This window comes from Neobacillus sp. NPDC058068, assembly GCF_042885335.1.
Classification (GTDB): Bacteria; Bacillota; Bacilli; order Bacillales; family Cytobacillaceae; genus Neobacillus.
Genome location: NZ_JBHVSI010000015.1, coordinates 43,152 through 64,791 on the forward strand (window position 1 = coordinate 43,152; position 21,640 = coordinate 64,791).

A 21,640-nucleotide genomic window follows, 5' to 3' on the forward strand; every position below is an offset into this window, starting at 1 on the left:
ATGTGGCCTAATCCATTATCTGTATTCATTTCATTACGACTTCAATTGCCGTAGCATTTCATTAACTTTTATCATCATTTCTTTGTAGAAGCTGTACAATTCTTCGCCGTTGACAAGGTCTTTGTAGTCGTAATCAAGTGCTTCTTTTTCCTTTTGATACGCCGCAGCCATTTCCTCTAATGCCGCAGTCAGCTCGGCCGCCGTTTCTTGATTAATTAAGTCATTGCTACGCCGCTCCGATTTCTTTTCAAGCTGGTCCATCTGTTTTGGACCTAATGCTTTAAATGCCTGATAAATCTCGAAATCAACAAACTTCGTTGTCTTCATTAAGTTAACAAACGGTTCCCATGCATCTTCCTCAATCTCTTTATCGTAGACGTAAAGGGCGCCGCGTTTGCGGATAGTTTTGGTGTAAACGGCCTGGATGAACTGATTTAACGATGCTTCTTTTTCATTTTGTGAGGCAATAAATTGCTCAATCTCAGCAATTTTTTCACGGATCTGGCGATACTTTCTCACTTCCAATTTCACCTTTTCAATCAGCTTCGGCGAACGGATAAAGTTTTCCTTAGCCATCTCCAGGTTCGTACTGCCGAAAATATCACTCGCACCAGCGGATTCCATCCCACCGGCCGTCATTTCTTTCAACTGGCGGTGGACTTGTTTCAAATTCCCAAGACTTGCTTTGTCTAAATTCATTGGATCCACTTCATGCTCCGCAAATAACGCTTCTAGGTTCACGTCTTTTGTAAACTGGCACAAGAAGCGGGCACTCGTGTTTTGATCGGAGTTCTTCTCGCTAATCGTGCCGAATTCCACCGCTTGGTTAAACATGGCACGGATGCTGGCATTGTATGCTTTGACCCTCTGGTTTTCGTACGTATCTCCCCATGATTTTTCCGGAATCGGCGACGGGAGGAAGGCCCAGTTTTCCTTATCCGTTTGGACAAGATGGCGGCCGACACCTTCTTTTTCTAAAATCGTTTTTTCGTACGATTCCTCGTATAATGATAATGGTGAATACGAGTACAACGGGATTCCATTTTTTGTATTTAACCAGAAGATACGATTCTTTAGCTCGCTTTGTTTAACCGTGAAGCGGGAAATGCTTGTTTTCTGGTAATTTTTTACCCCTGCCAAAATATTTGGCGCCTTCACCGGAACAGAAACAAATCCCCATTCAGGGAAATGAAGCGAGCTGTGTCCCAGGTGGAATACCGGCAAGGCATCATGGTCAAGACGGGCGGCAATTTTTTCTTCGATAATCCGGTCGATTGGCATATCATCGCCGTATTTTAACCATAAAAAATCTTCCATTGATTTAGTGATCAATTCGCCGAACTGGTCTGTCAGGAACTCGGAAACTGTACCGACAACATCGACGTCTGAGTCCTTGACCCAGTAGGCCGATTTTTCAAGGAGCATTTCCGACCATTGCTGGACGAGCAGCTCGCCATCCTTGGAATCAAACATGCGCTGGATTTCGCGGGCGACATCCGGGACGCTGACAAGGTGCCAATAATAGGTCACATCGTTTTCGCGGTTGACTTCCTCGCCATTTACCAAAATGTCGGCATTTTTCTCAAAAATTCCTTTTAAGGTTTCGAGGATTTCCTTATAGACTTCATAAATTTTGTTATTCTGGCTGTTTAAGAGCTGGTACAGGTCCTCGTAAAATTCAATCATTTCGTCGATGCGGGCCTTATCTGCTCGGGCATAAAACTCATTCAGCTTTGCTTCAATATAGGCATTTTTTTTCTTATCCTTTGAGATGAAGGCGCTTCTGGCATCCTCTAATTTATTGGAGGCATGTTCCTGCTCCGATTGAATCGCCTTTGGCAGCCGCTCCGAGCGATCGCGCAGGCCTTCAATGTAAGCCTGCAGTGTTTTTAATAAACAAAAGCCGTCATTGGAGTGAATCAGGCGCGATGCATAGATGGGGCCTTTTTTTGGATGCAAAAATAAACGATTCATCTGGCTGCGGAACTCTTCCATGATTTGTCCCGGCAGCTGTTTCTTGCATTTTCGGTACTCTTCTTTTGCTCTCAGCAAAAATTCACGGTCCAGCTCCTCGTCGATATTGACGGCCCCTGTTTTAATCACGTTGGTGTACGAGAATCGGTCGCTGTGTTCAAAACCGGATAATGGCTCAGGCACACGCTCATTAAAGCGCTGGTGGACGGAATCCGGGTCAATTCGCAGTTTCTCGGCAAATTGCTCGACATCGGTCTGCCCTGGAACCGAATCAAACATGTTGTTCATTTTCTCAAACAGTTTATAGCCGATATAGGTTGTCATTTCTTCAAGCGGGATTTCTGCCATCGAAGCGCCGATTACACTGTATTGATAGTTGGCTGAATACGGTTTGTGCATGCCGGCAATCAAGGCGCGAATATTGCTGATGTAATCGTGGATGGCAAATTCATCCGAATGCTTTTCTTCATTGGCCATGAAGTTGGTGATATTTTCCGCTGTAACATTCATGCAGTAATCATAGGCATTCTCAAGCCATTTGCCTTCCAGGTTCGTCCCGGAGATTAAGTGGCAGAGATTAAACGGCGGCAGCTGGGAATTAACCGTCAGCATATTGCCGTATTTCTGGATAAAACGTTCTTTACGGTCATCACAGTTCATCCAGTAGTCAAGTTCTTTTAAAGCGGCATAGCCGTTTTTCGTGATATATTCGGCTGTGTGATAGTTTATTCCTTTTTTGGACAGATTCACGTCAGGCGTGAATAGATAGCCAAGGATGTTCAAGCGGTCGGCGCCCTTGACGCCGAATTTTTGATCCATAATCCCCCGGACGATGTAGGCAATATCAAGGAAGCAGCCGCTTCCCGTTCCTCCGGAAAGCCCGGTAAGGATGAAAACATATAAGCGCTTCCCGGACCCTTCGAGGACGGCATTAATTTTTGTCTGAATGGTTGTGACGACTTGATTGATTTTGGTAAACATCAGCAGCCGTCCGGCCTGGCGGATCCCGGAGGCGCCGCTGATTCCATCGGTAATGGAAAGTTCGGGTGACAGCCATTCTTTTATGTAGGGCTCCATCGTGCTGCGATTGGAAAGAACGCTCCCGATTTCCGGATTGGAAAGCAGGACGAATTCTTTAATAGGGTCGAGCCCAATCCCGTTGTATTTTTTGTTGCGGTCCTGCTCATTGGTTTCGAATGCCAGGAACTCAATATTATTCGGCTTTTCCTTTTTCTTCTTCGATAATGGATCCTGTGGAAGCTTGAATCGGCGGTTTACTTGATATTTCAACCTGAGCAGGGCATCAATCCCTGTGCCGCCGAGACCGATGACGAGCATCGGATTATCAATCGTATCAACGCGGATTTTCTCCGAAATAATCCCTCCGCCTAAGGAAACATCTAATTGCTGGATATGTTCTTTGACATTTGCTTTCATGCAAAAATTCCTCCCTGATGTGTTCTTTATGAGGGGTGTCAGGCACCGCTTGCCGTGCCTGATAACCTTTACGTCTATTTAACTTATATACTCGATATATACTGATTTATTAACCTTTTTTAACACGATGCGCAGGCGGTCGTTTTTCTTCACTTCGCGGCCGCGTTTCGCATCAATTGCCCGGCCGCCTTTTTCAATCGTGCAGTCGGAGTTATTGACGAGCATCAGGTTATCACCGGAGGCCGGCTTGAAAATGATTTGTTCCGTTTCCCCGAACTCCGGGGACAGCGACAACAGCTGATAGAGAAGGAATTTGCCTTTAAAGCCTTTTAATTTCTTGAATTGCGGATTGGTGCGTTCTCCTGTATCTTCATCCTTTATTTCGATGACGATTTGCCCGCTAAAGCCGCGGTTCTTCTCTTTCATTTTTGCGAAGAGGAAGTAAACAAGGGCCGCAAGCAGGAGGGCACCGATAATCCCAATGACGACATTGAGCCAAGGGAATGGTTTTTCAACCTCCGTTTGACTTGGTTTGGTCACTTGAGAAGCCGCCTGCGTTTTTTGCACAGTAATCTTTTGCGGCGGCGTTTCCCGGAAAAAGCTATTGTCCTCTGCCTTGACTACGACCTCATAGTTTGCAGCATTTCCAAGCTTGAATTGGCCAGCAAAGCCTAAGGAATCCGTTTGGAGGGCAAATTCCTCTGTTTTTCCTTTGTCGAGGTCTTTGACAAACAGAGTTGCCTTCATGGATTGATAGATATCCTTGTCGCTAATCGCTTTGCCGTTATCCTCAAAGAAGGCGCCAATCTTGACGGTGTCGCCCGCTTTGTAGCTCTGTTTGGCGAGCGAAGCCAGCTTTAGCTGCAGGTCATAGTTGAAGACAAGATTAATATCGATTTTATCCTTTGGCACCCCTTTAACCTTCAGTGTCCAATCGCCTTGAACAGGCTTCATCAGCTTGACCATGGAGTACGCCTTCGATTTCGACAAGAGGACTTGGTCGGATGGAATGGCCAGTTCTTTACCGGAAGGGTCGATAAGCTTCACTTCAACCGGCTGACTGGAAATTAACGAAATATTTGCCTCTAAGACATTTTCATTCGGAACATTAATTTGAATATCTTGGAATTGCCCGTTGCCAACGATTTGGTTAACAGGGACGACTTTTAACTTTAAGTGGTTTGCAAAAATCTCACTGAGGATCGCCGGGAGCTTATCCGCTGAGCTCGTCTCAAAGAATTTCCCGTTCGTGCTTTTGGCGACATTTGTCAGCACATCCTTGTTGAGCTTGCCATCGGCATTCAAGCCAATCGTATAGATGGGATATCCCTTGGCCTTCGCTTCAGCAACTGCTTTTGCAAGGTCTTCATCCGCTTGCTTGAGTGTTTTCTGTTTCTTCGGGTCAAGTTCATTGTTGCCGTCGGCCAGGACGACAATCAGCGGGAAATACCCTTGTTCGTGGCTTGAATCCAGCACCTTGACAGCTTCCTTTACCCCGGTGGATATATCCGTATACATATATTTTTCAATTGAATCGATGAACTCTTTCAGATCGTTCTTGTCCTGTTCTGACTGGATTTTGACAAGCGCCTTTTCACGCATCACTTCATCGGAATAAGCAATGGCGCCAATCTTATCTCCTTTGAGGGAGGCCATATCAATAAACATCTTCATCGCTTCATTACTGATGCTGTTTGGGTCGCTGCTTTTCATTGAATTACTAACATCAACTACGAGCATCCCTTCAATTCTCGATGTAGAGCTTAACGGACTTGCGGCGTGTACAAATACGGTGCTTAAATTGCCGAATAGACAAGCGATGACTATCAAACTACTAACCCATTTTTTTAACATCTGTGTGCAACCCCCACCAGCAGTTTCCTTTTTCGCGCAAAAGTAACAAGTTTCTGCGTGATATCCCCATTTTACCATCACTGCCAGAATATACCCAAACAAAAATTCCTAGATATAATAAAAAATTCCTATTATAATATAAATTAATGTATTTAATGGAAAATCTATGTAACTTTTTGCTGAAAAATAGCTGGTATTTATCCGAATAGGAGGATGCAGAATGAGTATTTATAGTATTGTGTTTACTAGTATTCTAGTTTTAATCCTTATCTGGAAAGCGTATAAATTATTCAAAAATAAACGGAACAGCGGTGACTTCGAAGGGATTGACGATGAATTAGTGATTATGCTTAATGAAGGTGATTCTATTGGCTAAACAGGCCGTACAGTTATCAAAGAAGAAGCGGACGAAATATCGCTATCAAAAGCTGAAGATGTGTAAAAAATGCAATCGTTATTCCGTCCTTAAGGATCAGAACTGCTCGAAATGCGGCGCCGCTTATGTTGGCATCGATAGATTAGTCAGAGCGATTTTTAAAAACCGTTTACTTACCGAAGCGATGTGGATTTTAATCATTGTAAGCATTGGCATTGTTGCCGCGCCAACGGTTCAAACATTGTATTATTCCTTAATCGCCGGTTTAATTTTTTGCATCAGTTATGTCGTCTTGACGTTCGTCTTCATGAAAAGTGAGTTTTTCACCCAGCTCAAAAGGCTCCTCAGGTCTGATTTTAAAAGAATCCAAGCCGGCATCCAGTTTGACAGCGAGCTAGCCAAAGCGGATGTCAAAGAGGAGCGGCTCGCCCCCGCCTATGAAAAGCTCCGCGAGATTGGCGATTTTATTTATAGTGATCAAGTGAAAATCCGCCGCGTGATGGTATTAAACGAAATTATCCTCAGAAGTGACATGGAGCTTGAGCTTGAACCGCTTATTCCTTCATCCTATGATAAGGATTTTGTGCAATATGCCTTAGAGGTGTTAAGAATTAATCGGACATTGATCACGAAGAAGTGCATCGCCTATTTTATCCACTATCGTGATGCGATTGTCATTGACTTCGGGATGGATTCGCTCATTGCTGTTGCTGGAACATCGTTACGAATGAAACTGTACATTGTTGAATTTTCCGAGTTTATTGAGGAATTTCTTGAATACTTTCCAAAGGAACGTGTCCTTCGGCTTTGTAATATTCTCTATTCCAACCCTGAAATGGACTGGGGAGGTCTTGGGGAAAAGACAAAGCGTTTGGTTGCGATGAAGTATAATTACGACCCCGATTTCAAACGGTTTGTTTCGTAGAAAGGACACAAGCGCCATGTTTAAATTGACAGTTTATAAAAAAGTGAATATGTCCCGGAATTTTTTCCTGCTCATTCTGATTTTTCTGCTTGTGCTTGTCGGTGCCAAAATTATCATGGCCCATGAAAAAATCGCGACCTATCAGGAAGCAATGCAGCTATATAACTCGGGGAACTTGCGAGCCGCAGAAAAGAAGTTCCGAGCAGCAAAGCTGAATGTGGTGGTCTCAGATCATAATCAGGACATCAATCGGAAGCTGTCGATTCTTTCACCGATTCGTGAAGTAATCGAGGATTTAGATGAAAAAGCCACTGGCTATTACAAGCAAAAGGACCTCGACAAACTTGTTGATATGTTCAACCGCTGGCAGGAGAGCCGGAAGAAATGGGTGTCAGGCACCGCGATTCAAAAGCAGATGTATGAAGAAATGGTCGCGTTTACGAAGCTCGATCAGGACATGCTTGGATATTTTTCGGAGATTAAACAGACGAATCTCGCGAAATTACAAAATTATTCGCCAAAGAGCAGTGCTGAAGAGGAAGAGGTTTTTTACCGCTTGAAACAGGTGCCCGCTGAATATTACGGCGGCGACCCTGCAAAAACGAAAGAAATCCAAACCGCTTTCCAAACGTATTACACGGCCATGCTGAATAAATTAACCGCAGCGGGAGCGCCTGTTGTTGATATTACTGTCGAGGGGGAGCGCCACTTCGGGATGCTTTCCAAGTTTTCGATTGATTCCCGCTGGCTTACTGACACCCTTGACAGCCATTTGGTCCAAGTCCTTTCCGCGGCGCTTACAAAGAAGGAGTATTCCACCTTTGCTGAGCAGGCAAATACCGTGAAAAGACTATCAGGAATCATGGGTGCGGCTAAAGTTTTTCCGTTTATTGAAAAATCGAAGACTGACTTACTCGCCAATGCAAAGAAGCTCGTCGAGGGCAATAAGTTCGCGGATGCGATCAGCATTTATGAAGCCTTGAGACCATTAGAAAATACCGATCAGCTTCTCGCCAATGCCAACATCGCTTGGGATAAATATGAACCGCTTCGCGTCCTCCAGCGACTGTATCCTGGTAAGGAATTTCCTAATTTTGTGAACGCAAAAAACAAATGGGGAGCAGACAGTGTGATTGCGGCCATCTCCAAAGACGGCGGGATTTATCTTGGCAAGCTTAAGGGGGAAGAGCCGATGGTGGTGACCGAAGGAAGTATGGAGGGTTCGCCAACTATAAATAAGCTCACATTCCAAAGCAATTTGAGCCAATCCGATTATCCGGTTATATACATTGAGGCAAAATCTTCGGAACGGAAACATCATTATTTAGCTTATGAAGTCCGCGCCAATTCGATGGGGAAAATTCTTGATGTCGAAGCGGATAATCTAACCGTTGAAGCGAGAAATGTTTTATTAGCTGATAATCCGACCGGTTCCGGAGCAGGTCAGCTGGCCTACTATGAGCCCGACAGCGACGGAGACTATCAGTTTACAAAAATAAAAGTAGACTATATCGATATTTCAGTTAACGATATTGCCCAGTACTACGGGAAAAAGGTCCGCTTCACTGCCTTCAGTACCGCGAATCAAAACGGCGGTGCCCTGGTCACCTTATCGGAAACCTATAACTATAGTGCCGACCGCTGGGAAAAAACTTATGTCTTATTAAAGGGACAATCAACACTGACGATCTACAGGGACTATACCGTTATCGGAACGTTTACTAGCTACACAAACATTACCGATGATTATGGCGAACAAATCCGCGTGCCGGTCTTCCAGATTGAAAAAATAGAATAATAGCAAAGGCCGGTCCTTCTAAGGGACCGGCCTTTGTTATTATTCTTTAGTGCCTGACAACGGGATAAAATGATTAAAAATCCCGATTGAAGTGACTTTTCCCATACCCACTTCGGTAAAATCCGTTTTGTAGATGGAAAAAATAAAATAATCTTCCTTTGTGGTTCCTGCATCAAAAATGGATTTCCCGGCAAGTGTTAGAATGCCTTTTTCCAGCAGGGTTGAGGATTTATCGATTGTCTTGTGATTAATCCATTCGAGATAGTCCGAACGTTCAGGATTTGTTGCTGATAAAATGAGTATTGCCGCGACCAAGAGAATGATGGAAAAAAGACGTTTCATATAGCCAATCTCCTATTCATTTAGTTCCTATCTGTTAATTTTTATATAATAAAGTATAAATTGGAAGATACTTTTTGTAAATAACCACACTTTTTATTTTCACGGGAAACGGTGAAAAATGACTATCGTTATGTTAAATTATTACTATTACAATCTCGTAATCGCAACACAATGTTTAGGCAAATAAATTTGAAGGAGACAACATCTTGACAAGAAAATGGAAGTGGACGCTTTGCTGTTTCCTTTTCCTGCTGTTTTTAAATGGGTTTGGGATACTAGCGGTAACTATTTTAAGAAGATAGAAGGAACGATGATTTCTTCGACCAAATAAACTAGCAGGGAATGACGTTATGACAACGAATTTAACAAAACCGATTTCAAAGAAACTGCTTATTTCCATCCTTGTCGTGACCATTGGCGCGGAGGTTCTCCTCTATCTAACGAGGTACAGCTCGATGGCCGGCACCTTGTATGATGCCCTTATGGTGTCTTCCTTTTTTATCGGCTGGAAGCTTTACCGGCGCCTCGGCAGTCCGCACGACAAAGCGAAAACAAAACGGCAGCTAACGCTTCAATTCACAGGTGCCTTTCTGATATTTTTCCTTGGAAGTACCGTAATTAATGTTTATTCAAATAGCACCTTCCTGGACTTTAGCGATGATTATGATCAGTATGTTCAATTTTATGCCGACACGCAGGCGTATGACCCCGGAGTTGAAGAAACGACGACAGAACCTGTTTGGGCTTTTTTCAAAAAAGTCGATTTGGTGGGCTACGATATTTTCGCAGACACTCTCGCTGGTTTAGAGGAAGTTTGGCGGCTGGCTTATATCATTCTCTTGCTCGTAATCTTTAAAAAGATTTTCCGGAAGCGCTGGGAGAGCGGCCGAAGAGACATTTTCCTGATGACGGCGCTGTTTCTTACATCCATCCTGTTCGGTATCGACCATACGTTAGATTCCGCGCAGCCATGGTCGATCAAAATTGGCGCCATCGTTACTTTCGCCAACATGGGGCTCTTATTTGGCTTAATCTTATTATGGACACGAAACCTATGGGTGACCGTGCTCGTTCACTCCCTTTACGATATAGCAGCCACACTGTCATGGTACTATGTCGAATACGCCGTCGAACTATTTGCCCTTGCCGTATTCGTTGTCCATCTGATTTTGTTTACGCTGGAAAAAGTGCACCAAAGACGATTAGTACGAGAGTTGGAGTTGATAGAGCTGCACCAAACAACCGACGTATTACAAAACGCCGAATAACCATTCTCTAAAAATTGAAAGAGCTGACGCTATTGTTGCTAGCGTCAGCTCTTTGTTAATTAATTTGATAGGATTTTGAATTAATCCAATATTGAACCGTTCCGTCTTCTTGGACGACATAATCAATCTTTTCCTGTTCAAAAGCTTTTAATAAACTATCGGCGGCCAATTCTTGCTTCACATTCAGCTCCATTAAATATTTATTAAGCCGAACCGGGTCAATATTATTAGCTACAAGATAACTAAGGATCGCAAGCCGCTGTTCCATTACCGCAATCATATCCTGATGATGATTCTTAAGGCTGGCCGGGGCCTTGACAGCCCTTTCCTTAGATAAAAACTTAGCCTGTGCTTCTTTGGCCTCCTGGAGATCTAGATTCCTTTTTTCCAGAATGTCATTCAGTAATTGTCCGCTTTGCTTAGAATAGTTTTGCTCGATTGTTAAATAGGAAACAATCTCCTCATGATTGGAAAATGATAAATTTAAGATAATAAATGAAGATAATAAAAAGACTCCGATTAGCGAAAAAATCCATTTATTCATCGAGCGTTTGCTAGCAGGAGGGTTGCATTCCACTTCCTTATTGAAAAGGCCGTTAGCATGCAGTTCCTCCAGCTCCTGCTTCACTTTTTGTTGGGCGGGGGTCAGCATCTTCAGCCCTCCGTTTGTAATAGAATGGAAATAAACTATTACTATCCTACTACAAAAAGTGACAAAAAATCTATTGATTCCCGAGTTTTTCAATAAATGTTTTGCTGAGTAAATGGGTTCAGGACGTTTGCTGCCTTTCTATTAGCAGAAATAGGTACTGATATTTTTTTACGATAAGACTTTTATTCTTTAAAAATTACATTTAGAAGGATTTTTATTAAGTAAACGAACGGGAGCAAGCAATCTGGACAGAAAGGAATGGCTGCCCTCCGAGGTTTTTCTATGATTTCCTACAAAAAAAGATCAGTAATTCCGCCGTTTTCTGACATCGATGTATATAAAAACTACGACCATTTTCCAAAAACCCACTCAAACGCCCCTTTGGAACCGAATGCGACAATCGACATAGGTCCATTTGTCGAATATTGCGAAAGTTTTTTCTTCGTTTCCCGAATTAACTATTGACCTATACAAGGAAAAAATACTAGAATTATATTTGTATATTCCGACTTTTCTAATAAAAGGTGGGTCAATTATACGAAATGATAGGTTAATAGTTAGATTTTCTATTACAATTTTAATAGGGGGGAATTCTTTAATGAGCAATAAGAACCACAATAAGCAACGCAAAATTGCTACATACGCATTAGCGTCAGCTCTAGTATTGTCGAACTTTAGTTTAGTGTCTCAAGCATCCGCAGCTACGACCTATAAGCCTGGTGATCTAGATTCAAAGCTTAAACAATATAGGGAGCATCAAACAGCACGTCAGTCCCTGAAAGCTGCAGATTCAAAATTAAATAGTGCAAAAGCATCCCTTAAGGCCACTGACAAGGTTCGTGTTATCGTAGAGGTAGACGGGCAAACACCTGTTGAATATGCCACAAAGCAGGGGAAACTTTTCAAAGAATTATCTGAAGATATGAAAACTTCACTCGCCTCAAAGGTTGACAGCCAACAAAAATCTGTTAAGAGCAAAATTACCTCCAAAGGGATTAAAATCGACTACAAACAGCAGTATGCAACTGCATTCAACGGTTTCAGCGGCGAGGTTGCCTATGGAGATGTTGCAAAGCTTGAAGCAATTGCTGGGGTAAAAAAGGTTTACCTCGCCAATTCCTATAACCGTCCTGTCCTTGAACCAAACATGAAAACAAGCCATAATTTCATCCAATCTCGTGATACATGGTCCGATTCTGGATTTAAGGGTGAAGGAATGGTTGTTTCTGTTATTGATACGGGCGTGGATCCATCCCACCGTGACTTTAAAATAACAGACACTTCTAAAGATGATTTAACAAAAGATGGAGTAGCGAAGGCTGTTAAAGATAACGGCTTAAAAGGAAAGTTCTATACAGACAAAGTTCCTTACGGCTATAACTATTACGACCAAAACAATACCATCCTTGACCTTGGGCCTGGAGCAAGTATGCACGGAATGCACGTTGCCGGCACGGTTGCAGCCAACGGTGACGAAGCAAAGGGCGGTATTAAAGGGGTTGCACCAGAAGCACAGGTTCTGGCGATGAAGGTATTCAGTAATGACCCGCTTTTCCCTTCAACAACATCTGATATTTATCTGGCAGCGATTGATGATTCCATCAAGCTTGGTGCCGATGTATTAAATATGAGTCTTGGTTCCACAGCATCCTTCTATGAAGAAAACAGTGCTGAGGACCTTGCCATTCGACGAGCAACACAGAACGGGATTGTTTGTGCGGTGTCTGCAGGGAACTCACAACACCTTGGCTACGGCTGGGATGATCCATTTGCGAAAAATCCTGATATCGGCGTAGTTGGGGCACCTGGATTAAATCCAGATACCATCTCTGTTGCAGCAGCTGGAAATGAAGCCTACTTGTTCCAGCATGCGATTACGTTAGAAGGAAATTCAAACTTCTCTGCTGTAGGTAAAGGAATCGATGATTGGAACCAGCTTGTGGCCGATAATGGCGGCAAACTTGAACTTGTCAGCCTTGGAGCTAAACTTGGTACTCCAGAGGATTATGCAGGTCTTGATGTTAAAGGGAAAGTTGTCGTTGTCCCACGCGGAAGCTTAACATTTGTTGATAAAACGACAAACGCTGCCGCAGCAGGGGCTGCAGGTATTATTGTCTGGAATGCAACAAACGGAGTTCCATATGATAATCAGGGCGGCTGGGATGCGCCATTCATGTTTATCTCAAAAGCTGAAGGGGAAACGCTAAATACGGCCATTGCGGCTGGACAAAAAACCCTTAAAGTTTCACAAATCAAGAAATCTGAAAGTCCGGAAATGGGCCGGATGACAGACTTTACTTCATGGGGGACAACACCATCCCTTGAAATGAAGCCGGAAATTACCGCACCAGGCGGTAATATTTATTCAACTGTAAACAATGATAAGTATGCACTTATGAGTGGTACTTCAATGGCAGCTCCACACGTTGCCGGCGGATCTGCACTCGTTCAAGAATACCTGCAAGCAGATAAGCGCTTTAAAGATTTATCTGTAGCGGATCGAACACACTTGGCAAAAGTATTATTAATGAATACTGCTAAGGTGATCGATGATTTAGAAGGACAACCATTCTCACCACGCCGTCAAGGTGCTGGAATGATGCAAACCCATTCTGCTGTGACTACACCTGTATATGTGGTCAACAAATCCAATGGTGAAGCAAAGGTAGAATTGAAGGATTTCCAATCGAAGAAATTCGATATGACCTTCACGGCTAAAAACATTACCGACAAAGCTGTTACGTATGAAGTAAATACAAAAGTCTTAACAGATACTTTCTATCAATATGAAAAAGATGCACCAGATTATAACGCATTAGAAGCTGGTGACATGAAAGATGCCAAGATTGATGCACCGAAAACGATAACAGTACCTGCTGGTAAGTCAGTTGATTTCACTGTTAAAGTTGATTTATCCAAAGCGAAAATCCCTGGATATGATCTAGAAGGTAAAAAAGTATACCGTGATCTTAAAGAAGACATTTTCGTTGAAGGTTCTGTAAATCTTAAAGCACAGGACGAAAAGACGCCTAACTTAACGGTTCCGTATGTAGGTTTCTACGGTAAGTGGGACAACCCGTCCATCCTTGATGGATTTAAAGATTTAGGAGAAGATCGATTCTTTGATATAACTGGAATGTTTACAAAAGATAAATCGGAACACGACATGCTAATCGATGACTGGTTCCAAGCACCTATTCCGGAAAAGAATGTATGGACTATTTCACCAGATGGTGATGGCTGGAATGATGACGTGAATGTAATGCCATCATTCCTAAGAAATGCCGCGGAAGTTCAATTTAACATCTTGGATAAAGATGAAAAATTACTCCGCCGCGTGAAAACAGAAACATCCGTAAGGAAAAACTTCTATAATGGCGGCCGTGGCGAGGTTTATAACTATGAAACGGACAGAACATGGGATGGTAAAGTCGGCGGTAAAACAGTAAAAGACGGCTTGTACTATTATGAAATCAAATCTGTTGTCGATTATGCCGGCGCAAAGTGGCAATCGAAGAAGGTTCCAGTTTTAGTTGATACGGTAGCTCCAAAGGTAGAAGCAACCTATGATGCTGAAAAGGGTGCTGTAACGTGGAATACGACTGAAGAGGGTTCAGGTGTAGAGGTTTACGGCATATGGGTTAACGGGGAGTTCCAAGATTGGGTTGACGGCAAGGCTACTTCCTACGTGATTAAGAATGCACCAGAAAAAGCAGTAGTGGAAATCCTTGCTGGTGACTATGCACAAAACGTTTCAGTAGAAACTGCAGCTATCGGCGATGTCGAAATGCCGCTCATCTTTATTACTGACGGTAAAAAGGATGCGAATGGCAATTATGTGTCTAATTCACCTGAGGCATATGGTGCTTATAATACCCGTACTGTTCCAGTAAAAGGGATTGTCACAGATGACATCGGCCTTAAATACGTTAAGGTCGCTGGAAAAGAAGTTCCAATTGTAAAAGACGCCAAAGGCAACTTAACGTTCTCAACTGAAGTGACGTTTGAAAAAGACGGCCTGCAAAGTATCTTTATTGAAGCGGTCGATCATTCGAATAAATCGTTCTCGATTTCTCGTTACGTATATATTGACACCACTAAAGGTGAAATAAATGTTACTGCGCCGGAAAGAGTCGATGCAAACGTTAAAGAAATCACTTTAGACGTGAACTTGAAAGATAACCATAGTTACCTTGATTTCTTTGTCGATGATAATAACGTATTAAAGAAATCTTCAGATAGCGAAGTTGAAATGCAGAAAGCAATCAGCCAAAATGTGAAAGTTACCCTTCCATTAGAACTTGGCGACAACAAGTTTACCTTGAAACTAAAAGACCTTGCAGGTAACGAAACAATCAAGGAACTTGCCATCAAACGTGCCAATGCTGAACCATCCGTATGGAAACTGGAAAACGGATCTTGGTTCTACTATGTTGATAGTAAAAAGGCAACTGGCTGGGTACTCGATGCCGGTAAATGGTACTACCTTGCTAAAGACGGCAAAATGCAGACTGGCTGGGTGAAGGACGGCAATACTTGGTATTACTTGAATAAATCAGGTGCAATGGCCACAGGCTGGTTGAAAGACGGTAACACATGGTATTACCTAAATAAATCAGGTGCAATGGCAACTGGCTGGGTGAAGGACGGCAATACTTGGTATTACCTAAATAAAACGGGCGCAATGGCAACTGGCTGGCTAATAGATGGCGGCAAGTGGTATTACCTCAATACTAACGGTGCAATGGCAACAGGCTGGAAGTATGTAAACGGCAAATGGTATTACCTCAATAGTTCAGGGGTAATGGCAGCTAACACAACTGTTGACGGCTATAAGCTTGGCAAGGACGGAGCTTGGATTAAATAAGCTTGGTTTCTACTAGATAAGGCGAACAGAACGATTCTGTTCGCCTTATTTTTACTAAATTATAAGAACTCAATAGGCCAATGGTCGGATTGGAATTTGTCGAATTATGCGAAAAGAATATCTATATATTCTGAATATTATATTGACCAATACTAGGATAAAAGATTACTATTGTATTTGTAATATTCATTCTCTTCTATTAAATAAGAAGGGAAGTAGAAAAAGAAGAAGCATTTTTTATGCTAGTAAACTATCATTAGGGGGGCAATACGTTAATGGGTAAAAGGTATCAAAAAAGTAAGCGTAAATTAGCTACATATGCACTAGCTTCAGCTCTTGTATTTTCTAATCTTGGTTTAATTTCATCAGCCTCGGCTGCTACTTATAAGCCGGGGGATCTAGAATCAAAGATTAAACAGTTAAAGCAGTTAGAAACCAGTGCTGCTTTTACAGCAAATGACTCGAAAACAATTAAAACAAAGGCGGATCTTAAAGCAACTGACAAAGTTCGCGTGATTGTCGAAGTAGATGGACAAACACCTTTAGAGTACGCAACAAAACAAGGGCAATTATACAAAGAACTTTCTGAAGATAAAAAGACCACACTTACATCTAAAGTTGAAAGTCAACAAAAATCGGTAAAAGATAAAATTAAGTCTAAAGGCATCAACATTAAGTATAAAATGCAGTTTTCAACGGCATTTAATGGATTCAGTGGTGAGGTTAGCTATGGAGATCTAGCAAAAATTGAATCCGTAGCAGGGATAAAAAATGTTTATTTAGCAAATGAATATATGCGTCCTGAAGCTGAACCAACCATGAAAACAAGCCATAATTTTATCCAATCCCGTGCTACATGGGCTGACACTGGATTTAAAGGCGAGGGTATGGTTGTATCTATCATTGATACCGGTGTAGACCCATCTCACCGTGATTTTAAATTAACAGACAACGCTAAAGAAGATTTATCTAAAGATAAAGTTTCCCAGATTTCAAAGGACAATGGCCTAAAAGGAAAATTCTATACAGATAAGGTTCCATACGGCTATAACTATTATGACCAAAACGATACCATCCTTGATCTTACTTCTAGCATGCACGGCATGCACGTTGCCGGAATCTCCTCGGCAAATGGTGACGAAGCAAATGGCGGTATTAAAGGGGTTGCACCTGAATCACAAGTTCTAGCAATGAAGGTATTTAGTAATGACCCAAACTATCCATCTACATGGTCTGACGTTTATCTTACCGCCATTGATGACTCGATTAAATTGGGTGCTGATGTTTTAAACATGAGCCTTGGTGATATAGCTTCATTTAATAATGCGAACGCTGCTGAAGATTTAGCGATTCAAAGAGCAGTTGCAAATGGTATCGTTTGTGCCGTGGCTGCAGGTAACTCAGGTCATATCGGTTATGGATGGACGGCTCCTACTCCATTTTCTCAGAACCCTGATATTGGGACAGTTGGTGCACCAAGTGTAAATGCGGATGCAATCTCAGTTGCCTCAGCCAATAATGGAACGGCTTTGTTTAAGCATGCGCTTACCTTGGATGGTGTTGGATCGTTCAATAGTGATGGTTTTGGAGCGGACGACTGGACAAAGCTGGCTGCTGATAAGGGTGGCAAACTTGAACTAGTTAGTCTTGGCGGGAAACTAGGGGCGCCAGAACACTATCAAGGTATCGATGTAAAAGGAAAAGTAGTTGTGGTACCACGTGGAGACTTGACCTTCGTTGATAAAACGACAAATGCCTTTGCAGCAGGGGCGGCAGGTATTATTTTATACAATAATGGCGGCGCCTTCCAAAACAATCTGGGCAGCATGGAAATTCCGTTCATGATGATTGAAACGGCCGATGGTGCAGCACTGGAAGCGGCGATTGCAGCAGGTAATAAAACTCTAAATGTGAAATCAACGACAATAGAATCTCCAACGGTAGGTAAGATGGCAGCCTCTACTTCGTGGGGAACAACGCCTTCCTTAGAGATGAAACCCGAAATTACAGCACCAGGCGGAAGCATTTACTCTACTTTGAACGGTGATAAATACGGTACAAAGAGCGGTACATCCATGGCAACACCACATGTTGCCGGCGGTTCAGCATTAGTGCAGCAATACATGCTTGGAGATAAGCGTTTTGGCCAGCTTACTGTTGGTGAGCGTACAAAACTCGCAAAGGTCTTGTTAATGAACACAGCAAAGGTAATCAATGACGTAGATGGACAGCCGTTCTCGCCTCGTCGTGAAGGTGCTGGAATGATGCAAATTCATTCTGCGGTAACAACACCAGTATTCGTTGTAAACAAGGCAAATGGTGAAGCGAAGGTAGAATTGAAAGACTTCCAAACGAAACAATTTTCAATGACATTAACAGCGAAAAATATTTCGGACAAAGAAGTAAAGTATAATGTAAAAACAACTATCCTGACAGATGCCTTTAAACAACAAGCCAAAGAGGGTGCACCAGAGCTAAATGCTCTTGCTACAGGTGATTTGGAAGGCGTGAAAGTGGATGCACCAGAAACGGTCACTGTTCCAGCTGGGAAATCGATCGATTTTACCGTGAAAGTAGACTTAACAGGGGCAAAAATTCCTGGATTCGATAAGGATGGGAAGAAAATCTCTAAAGACCTTAAGGAAGATATTTTCGTTGAAGGCTCCGTAAATTTAGTAGGACCTGATGAAAAAACACCTAACTTAACTGTTCCATATGTTGGTTTCTATGGCAAGTGGGATCGCCCGCAAATTATTGATGGATTTAAAGATCTTGGTGAAACTCCTTATTATGATTTGAGTACGTCAACTTTATATGGGAAAAATGCTCATGATATGTTGACAAATAACGACAAAACTTACCTTAATGCAGTTCCTGGGAAGAATTTCTACCCGCTATCGCCAAACGGTGATGGAGCTAACGATAATATTAATGTCCTTCCATCCTTCCTACGTAATGCAGAAGAAGTTCAATTTAACATCTTGGACAAGGATGGCAACTTCCTTCGCCGTGTGAAGGCAGAATCACAAGTTGTTAAAACCGCCTACTCTAATGGTAATAATGGTGGTAAGGGCGTAATCGCGTCGCAAAAGGCAGACCGCGCATGGGACGGAAAAGTAAAAGGCCAAGCAGTGAAAGATGGTTTGTATTATTACGAAATCAAATCGGTTGTTAGCTATAAAGGTGCCGAGTGGCAATCTAAAAAGATTCCTGTTTATGTTGACACAACAGCGCCAGTAGTGACAGCAACTTACGACCCTGCTAAATCTGTTGTAGCTTGGGATACAGTAGAAGAAGGAACAGGCGTTAAACAGTATAGTATTTTCGTAGACGGTGTGCTTACTGATACTGTCGATGGTAATACAACTTCTTACCAGCTTGTAAATCCACCGAAAAAGGCTGTCGTAGAAGTAGTTGCCCGCGATTATGCTGAAAACTTCGGAGCCGACACGGCTGCAATTGGCGATGTAAATCTGCCGAAAATTTACCTTGATGATTACGGTCCTGAACCATATGCCGGTTACAACACTTTTGAAATTCCTGTTAAAGGATTTGTTACTGAGGATATTGGTTTAAAATCGTTCAAAGTAAATGGAAAAGTAGTTCCAACAACAAAGGATGCTAAAGGGAACTATGCTTTCGAGACGACAACTACGTTTGATCATGAAGGGTTAGTTGACGTTATTTTTGAAGCAACCGATCATTCCAACAAGACATTCTCGATTTCTCGTAAAGTCTTCTTGGATCTAACAAAACCTACTATCAACGTAACCGCACCGGAAAGAGTAGATAAGAATGTAGACAAAGTTACCTTTAAGGTTAATTTACAAGATAACTTCAACTACCTAAATTTCTTTGTTGATGATAATCACGATTTCGAAACACCTTTCATCAGTCCAGTAGATTACTTGGATCCACTAAATAAGGATCGACAAGTAACGGTTCAGCTTAAGGAAGGAGAAAACAAAGTCGTCCTAAGAGCTGTGGACTTTGCTGGAAATGAAACAACGAAAGAAGTTACCATCCAACGTAAGGATGCAGATCCGAAACCGGATCCAAAACCGGATCCAGATCCGAAGCCAGATCCAAAACCGGATCCAAAACCAGAAGTTAAAAACGGCTGGAGCTTAGAAAACGGTTCATGGTACTACTATACGAAGGATGTAAAAGCTACCGGCTGGGTACAGACTGGCGGCAAATGGTATTACCTTGCTAAAGACGGTAAAATGCAAACTGGCTGGGTGAAGGACGGTAACACTTGGTATTACCTGAATAAATCAGGCGCCATGGCCACCGGCTGGTTGAAAGACGGCAACACTTGGTATTACCTAAATAAATCAGGTGCCATGGCCACTGGCTGGCTGAAAGACGGCAACACATGGTATTACCTAAACAAATCAGGGGCAATGGCTACTGGCTGGTTATTAGATGGCGGCAAGTGGTATTACCTCAATGGTAACGGTGCCATGGCTACTGGCTGGAAGCAAGTCAATGGCAAATGGTATTACCTCAATAGTTCAGGTGTAATGGCTGCTAGCACAACTGTTGATGGCTATAAGCTTGGCAAGGACGGAGCTTGGATTAAATAAGATTGTTCCTTCTATTATTAAGGCGAACAGATTTCGGTCTGTTCGTCTTTTGTGCGCTTGGAAACGCATCAGGCTAACGGGTGAAAGTCCCCAACATACCGAAGGTGACGGAAGTGTATAGCTAACATACAGTGCGTGACCATGAGGTATCGTGAGGAGGGCTTGAAGGCAAATCTCGGAACAGGCGACATTTACCATGTTGGTTGGCAGAGTCGGATAACCTTGCAATAGATGGGGATGTTCAGTATCACCAAGGCTCTGTTAGTTAAGAGGACTGGATTCGAGGGAAAGTTTGATGACGTAACCCAATGAGGTCTCATCGTTTCCGTAAAAAATCAATCTTTTAAGGAATTCAAAAAAATAATGATTTTAGTATATAATGTCATAAATTGTTCACAGTAATTCATTTTATATTTACATTAAAGCTGTAGTAATCTCATCTCTAAATCTTCTCTTTTATTTCCCCGTGTCAATCCTGATTACCCTTAATTAAACTTTACATTACATTATTTTATTTAAAGTTAATTGTCGTTTAATGTCGAACCTTGTTTGTAAAAATATGTTGGAAATTATCAGAGTTTAGTTAATAATGGATTGATTTGAAAAAATGAGTTGGGAGCTGTAGTACGATTATGAAATGGTATTCTTATCCAAGGACACTGATTCCGGGGATGTGGATAAACCTTTTACGCAGAATGGGTATAGTTATGCAAATAATAATCCAGTGATGGAAGGTTGATCCAACTGGAATGTATTCAATTTTTGGATATCAATGGAATAAAGTTTCAAACTTTGCTTGGATAATAAATGTAAGTTTTATGGCAATGGGCGGGGGGCTTCAAATAGCAGCAAAATCACTAGGTAAAGCGATTCAAAAATTAGGTAAGAAAAAACTGGAAGATGCATTAAAAAGAACTGTGTCAGCTAAACTTAAAAAATATATGGGCTATCAAAAAGCACTGAAATGGAGTGGGTATATAAGTGGCGGAATTGGTGTAGCACTGACCCTTCTTAGTTCTACTATCGGTGATGCTATAGCTTTAGCTATTGATTATTATGCTGATCCGAAACTTGGTTATAAAAGAAAAGGATATGTTTTTGAATGAGGTGAAACATGCAGTATATTCTTCTTATTTTTCTTCAAACATTTTGCATAGCATCGGTACCTGGATATTTTATAGAGTTTAATAAATCTAAAATGATACGTGTATTTAAGTATGGATACTATATTTTATGTGTACTGAATACAATGTGGTATTTTTTTGAAAAAGCAAATTGGATACTAATTTTAATAGTATCCAATTTGCTCATGATTGTTTACTTTAACAGAGTAATAAAAAAATATGATAGTAGTTTGGAAGATCCCAAGGATAAATTATTCCCCTTGGGAAGCGTTGCTCTATTTTCTGTGGCGATACCTTTAAATTATATAAGAGGGATGATAAACTTAGAGGGTGCAAGTGATTTTTCTATTTACTACTTAATATGTTTTTCTTTAATAAGTTTCTTTTCTAACACATTTATGTTTGTAAAATTCTATATTCATTATAGAAAAAAA

11 protein-coding genes are annotated in these 21,640 nt (G+C 41.9%); 7 read left to right on the forward strand and 4 right to left on the reverse strand.

All coding sequences use genetic code 11. The annotated features are described in order from the left end of the window. Positions 1-33: 33 nt before the first annotated feature. Together ACFVSW_RS17845 and ACFVSW_RS17850 are read right to left on the reverse strand one after the other, a co-directional pair. Positions 34-3,411, reverse strand: a complete 3,378-nt coding sequence (locus ACFVSW_RS17845) for a tubulin-like doman-containing protein (protein WP_387317995.1) — start codon at positions 3,409-3,411, stop codon at positions 34-36. 78 nt (positions 3,412-3,489) lie between these two features. Further along, positions 3,490-5,265 carry a VWA domain-containing protein gene (locus ACFVSW_RS17850; protein ID WP_387317996.1) on the reverse strand — a complete coding sequence of 592 codons (1,776 nt, stop codon included), beginning with the start codon at positions 5,263-5,265 and terminating at the stop codon, positions 3,490-3,492. Between the two features lie 220 nt (positions 5,266-5,485). Here ACFVSW_RS17850 and ACFVSW_RS17855 point away from each other — a divergent pair, with 220 nt between their 5' ends. The 3 genes from ACFVSW_RS17855 to ACFVSW_RS17865 are packed head-to-tail and all read left to right on the forward strand — an operon-like array spanning position 5,486 to position 8,364. After that, positions 5,486-5,641, forward strand: coding sequence for a hypothetical protein (locus ACFVSW_RS17855; protein ID WP_387317997.1), 156 nt, complete (start codon positions 5,486-5,488; stop codon positions 5,639-5,641). Next, entirely contained in the window at positions 5,634-6,566 is a 933-nt protein-coding gene (locus ACFVSW_RS17860; protein ID WP_387317998.1) for a hypothetical protein, read from the forward strand. Before ACFVSW_RS17855 ends, ACFVSW_RS17860 begins: the two co-directional genes overlap by 8 nt. A 16-nt stretch (positions 6,567-6,582) precedes the next feature. Next, positions 6,583-8,364, forward strand: coding sequence for a hypothetical protein (locus ACFVSW_RS17865; RefSeq protein ID WP_387317999.1), 1,782 nt, complete (start codon positions 6,583-6,585; stop codon positions 8,362-8,364). 39 nt (positions 8,365-8,403) lie between these two features. Here the strand turns inward: ACFVSW_RS17865 and ACFVSW_RS17870 are convergent, their stop codons facing one another. Then, positions 8,404-8,706: a DUF4359 domain-containing protein gene (locus tag ACFVSW_RS17870; protein ID WP_387318000.1), complete on the reverse strand. Its 303-nt coding sequence runs from the start codon at positions 8,704-8,706 to the stop codon at positions 8,404-8,406. 350 nt (positions 8,707-9,056) lie between these two features. Here ACFVSW_RS17870 and ACFVSW_RS17875 point away from each other — a divergent pair, with 350 nt between their 5' ends. Then, positions 9,057-9,974, forward strand: a complete 918-nt coding sequence (locus tag ACFVSW_RS17875; RefSeq protein ID WP_387318001.1) for a CPBP family glutamic-type intramembrane protease — start codon at positions 9,057-9,059, stop codon at positions 9,972-9,974. A 55-nt stretch (positions 9,975-10,029) separates the two neighbouring features. On the opposite strand, the gene ACFVSW_RS17880 is transcribed toward ACFVSW_RS17875, so the two are convergent. Then, the gene (locus tag ACFVSW_RS17880) at positions 10,030-10,626 is read right to left on the reverse strand and encodes a hypothetical protein (RefSeq protein ID WP_387318002.1); all 597 of its coding nucleotides are present in this window, start codon (positions 10,624-10,626) and stop codon (positions 10,030-10,032) included. A 598-nt stretch (positions 10,627-11,224) separates the two neighbouring features. On the opposite strand from ACFVSW_RS17880, the gene ACFVSW_RS17885 reads away from it, so the two are divergent. The 3 genes from ACFVSW_RS17885 to ACFVSW_RS17895 all read left to right on the forward strand — a co-directional run bounded on the left by ACFVSW_RS17885 (position 11,225) and on the right by ACFVSW_RS17895 (position 21,188). Next, positions 11,225-15,493 carry a S8 family serine peptidase gene (locus ACFVSW_RS17885; protein WP_387318003.1) on the forward strand — a complete coding sequence of 1,423 codons (4,269 nt, stop codon included), beginning with the start codon at positions 11,225-11,227 and terminating at the stop codon, positions 15,491-15,493. A 275-nt stretch (positions 15,494-15,768) separates the two neighbouring features. Next, the gene (locus ACFVSW_RS17890; protein WP_387318004.1) at positions 15,769-20,082 is read left to right on the forward strand and encodes a S8 family serine peptidase; all 4,314 of its coding nucleotides are present in this window, start codon (positions 15,769-15,771) and stop codon (positions 20,080-20,082) included. A gap of 749 nt (positions 20,083-20,831) precedes the next feature. Next, positions 20,832-21,188, forward strand: a complete 357-nt coding sequence (locus tag ACFVSW_RS17895) for a hypothetical protein (protein WP_387318005.1) — start codon at positions 20,832-20,834, stop codon at positions 21,186-21,188. The last annotated feature ends 452 nt before the right edge of the window (positions 21,189-21,640 follow it).

What these genes read in the sequence shown, in the direction of transcription:
- ACFVSW_RS17845 (WP_387317995.1), bottom strand. Translation starts at nt 3,411, where the DNA reads ATGAAAGCAAATGTCAAAGAACATATCCAGCAATTAGATGTTTCCTTA.
- ACFVSW_RS17850 (WP_387317996.1), bottom strand. Translation starts at nt 5,265, where the DNA reads ATGTTAAAAAAATGGGTTAGTAGTTTGATAGTCATCGCTTGTCTATTC.
- ACFVSW_RS17855 (WP_387317997.1), top strand. Translation starts at nt 5,486, where the DNA reads ATGAGTATTTATAGTATTGTGTTTACTAGTATTCTAGTTTTAATCCTT.
- ACFVSW_RS17865 (WP_387317999.1), top strand. Translation starts at nt 6,583, where the DNA reads ATGTTTAAATTGACAGTTTATAAAAAAGTGAATATGTCCCGGAATTTT.
- ACFVSW_RS17870 (WP_387318000.1), bottom strand. Translation starts at nt 8,706, where the DNA reads ATGAAACGTCTTTTTTCCATCATTCTCTTGGTCGCGGCAATACTCATT.
- ACFVSW_RS17875 (WP_387318001.1), top strand. Translation starts at nt 9,057, where the DNA reads ATGACAACGAATTTAACAAAACCGATTTCAAAGAAACTGCTTATTTCC.
- ACFVSW_RS17880 (WP_387318002.1), bottom strand. Translation starts at nt 10,626, where the DNA reads ATGCTGACCCCCGCCCAACAAAAAGTGAAGCAGGAGCTGGAGGAACTG.
- ACFVSW_RS17885 (WP_387318003.1), top strand. Translation starts at nt 11,225, where the DNA reads ATGAGCAATAAGAACCACAATAAGCAACGCAAAATTGCTACATACGCA.
- ACFVSW_RS17890 (WP_387318004.1), top strand. Translation starts at nt 15,769, where the DNA reads ATGGGTAAAAGGTATCAAAAAAGTAAGCGTAAATTAGCTACATATGCA.
- ACFVSW_RS17895 (WP_387318005.1), top strand. Translation starts at nt 20,832, where the DNA reads ATGTATTCAATTTTTGGATATCAATGGAATAAAGTTTCAAACTTTGCT.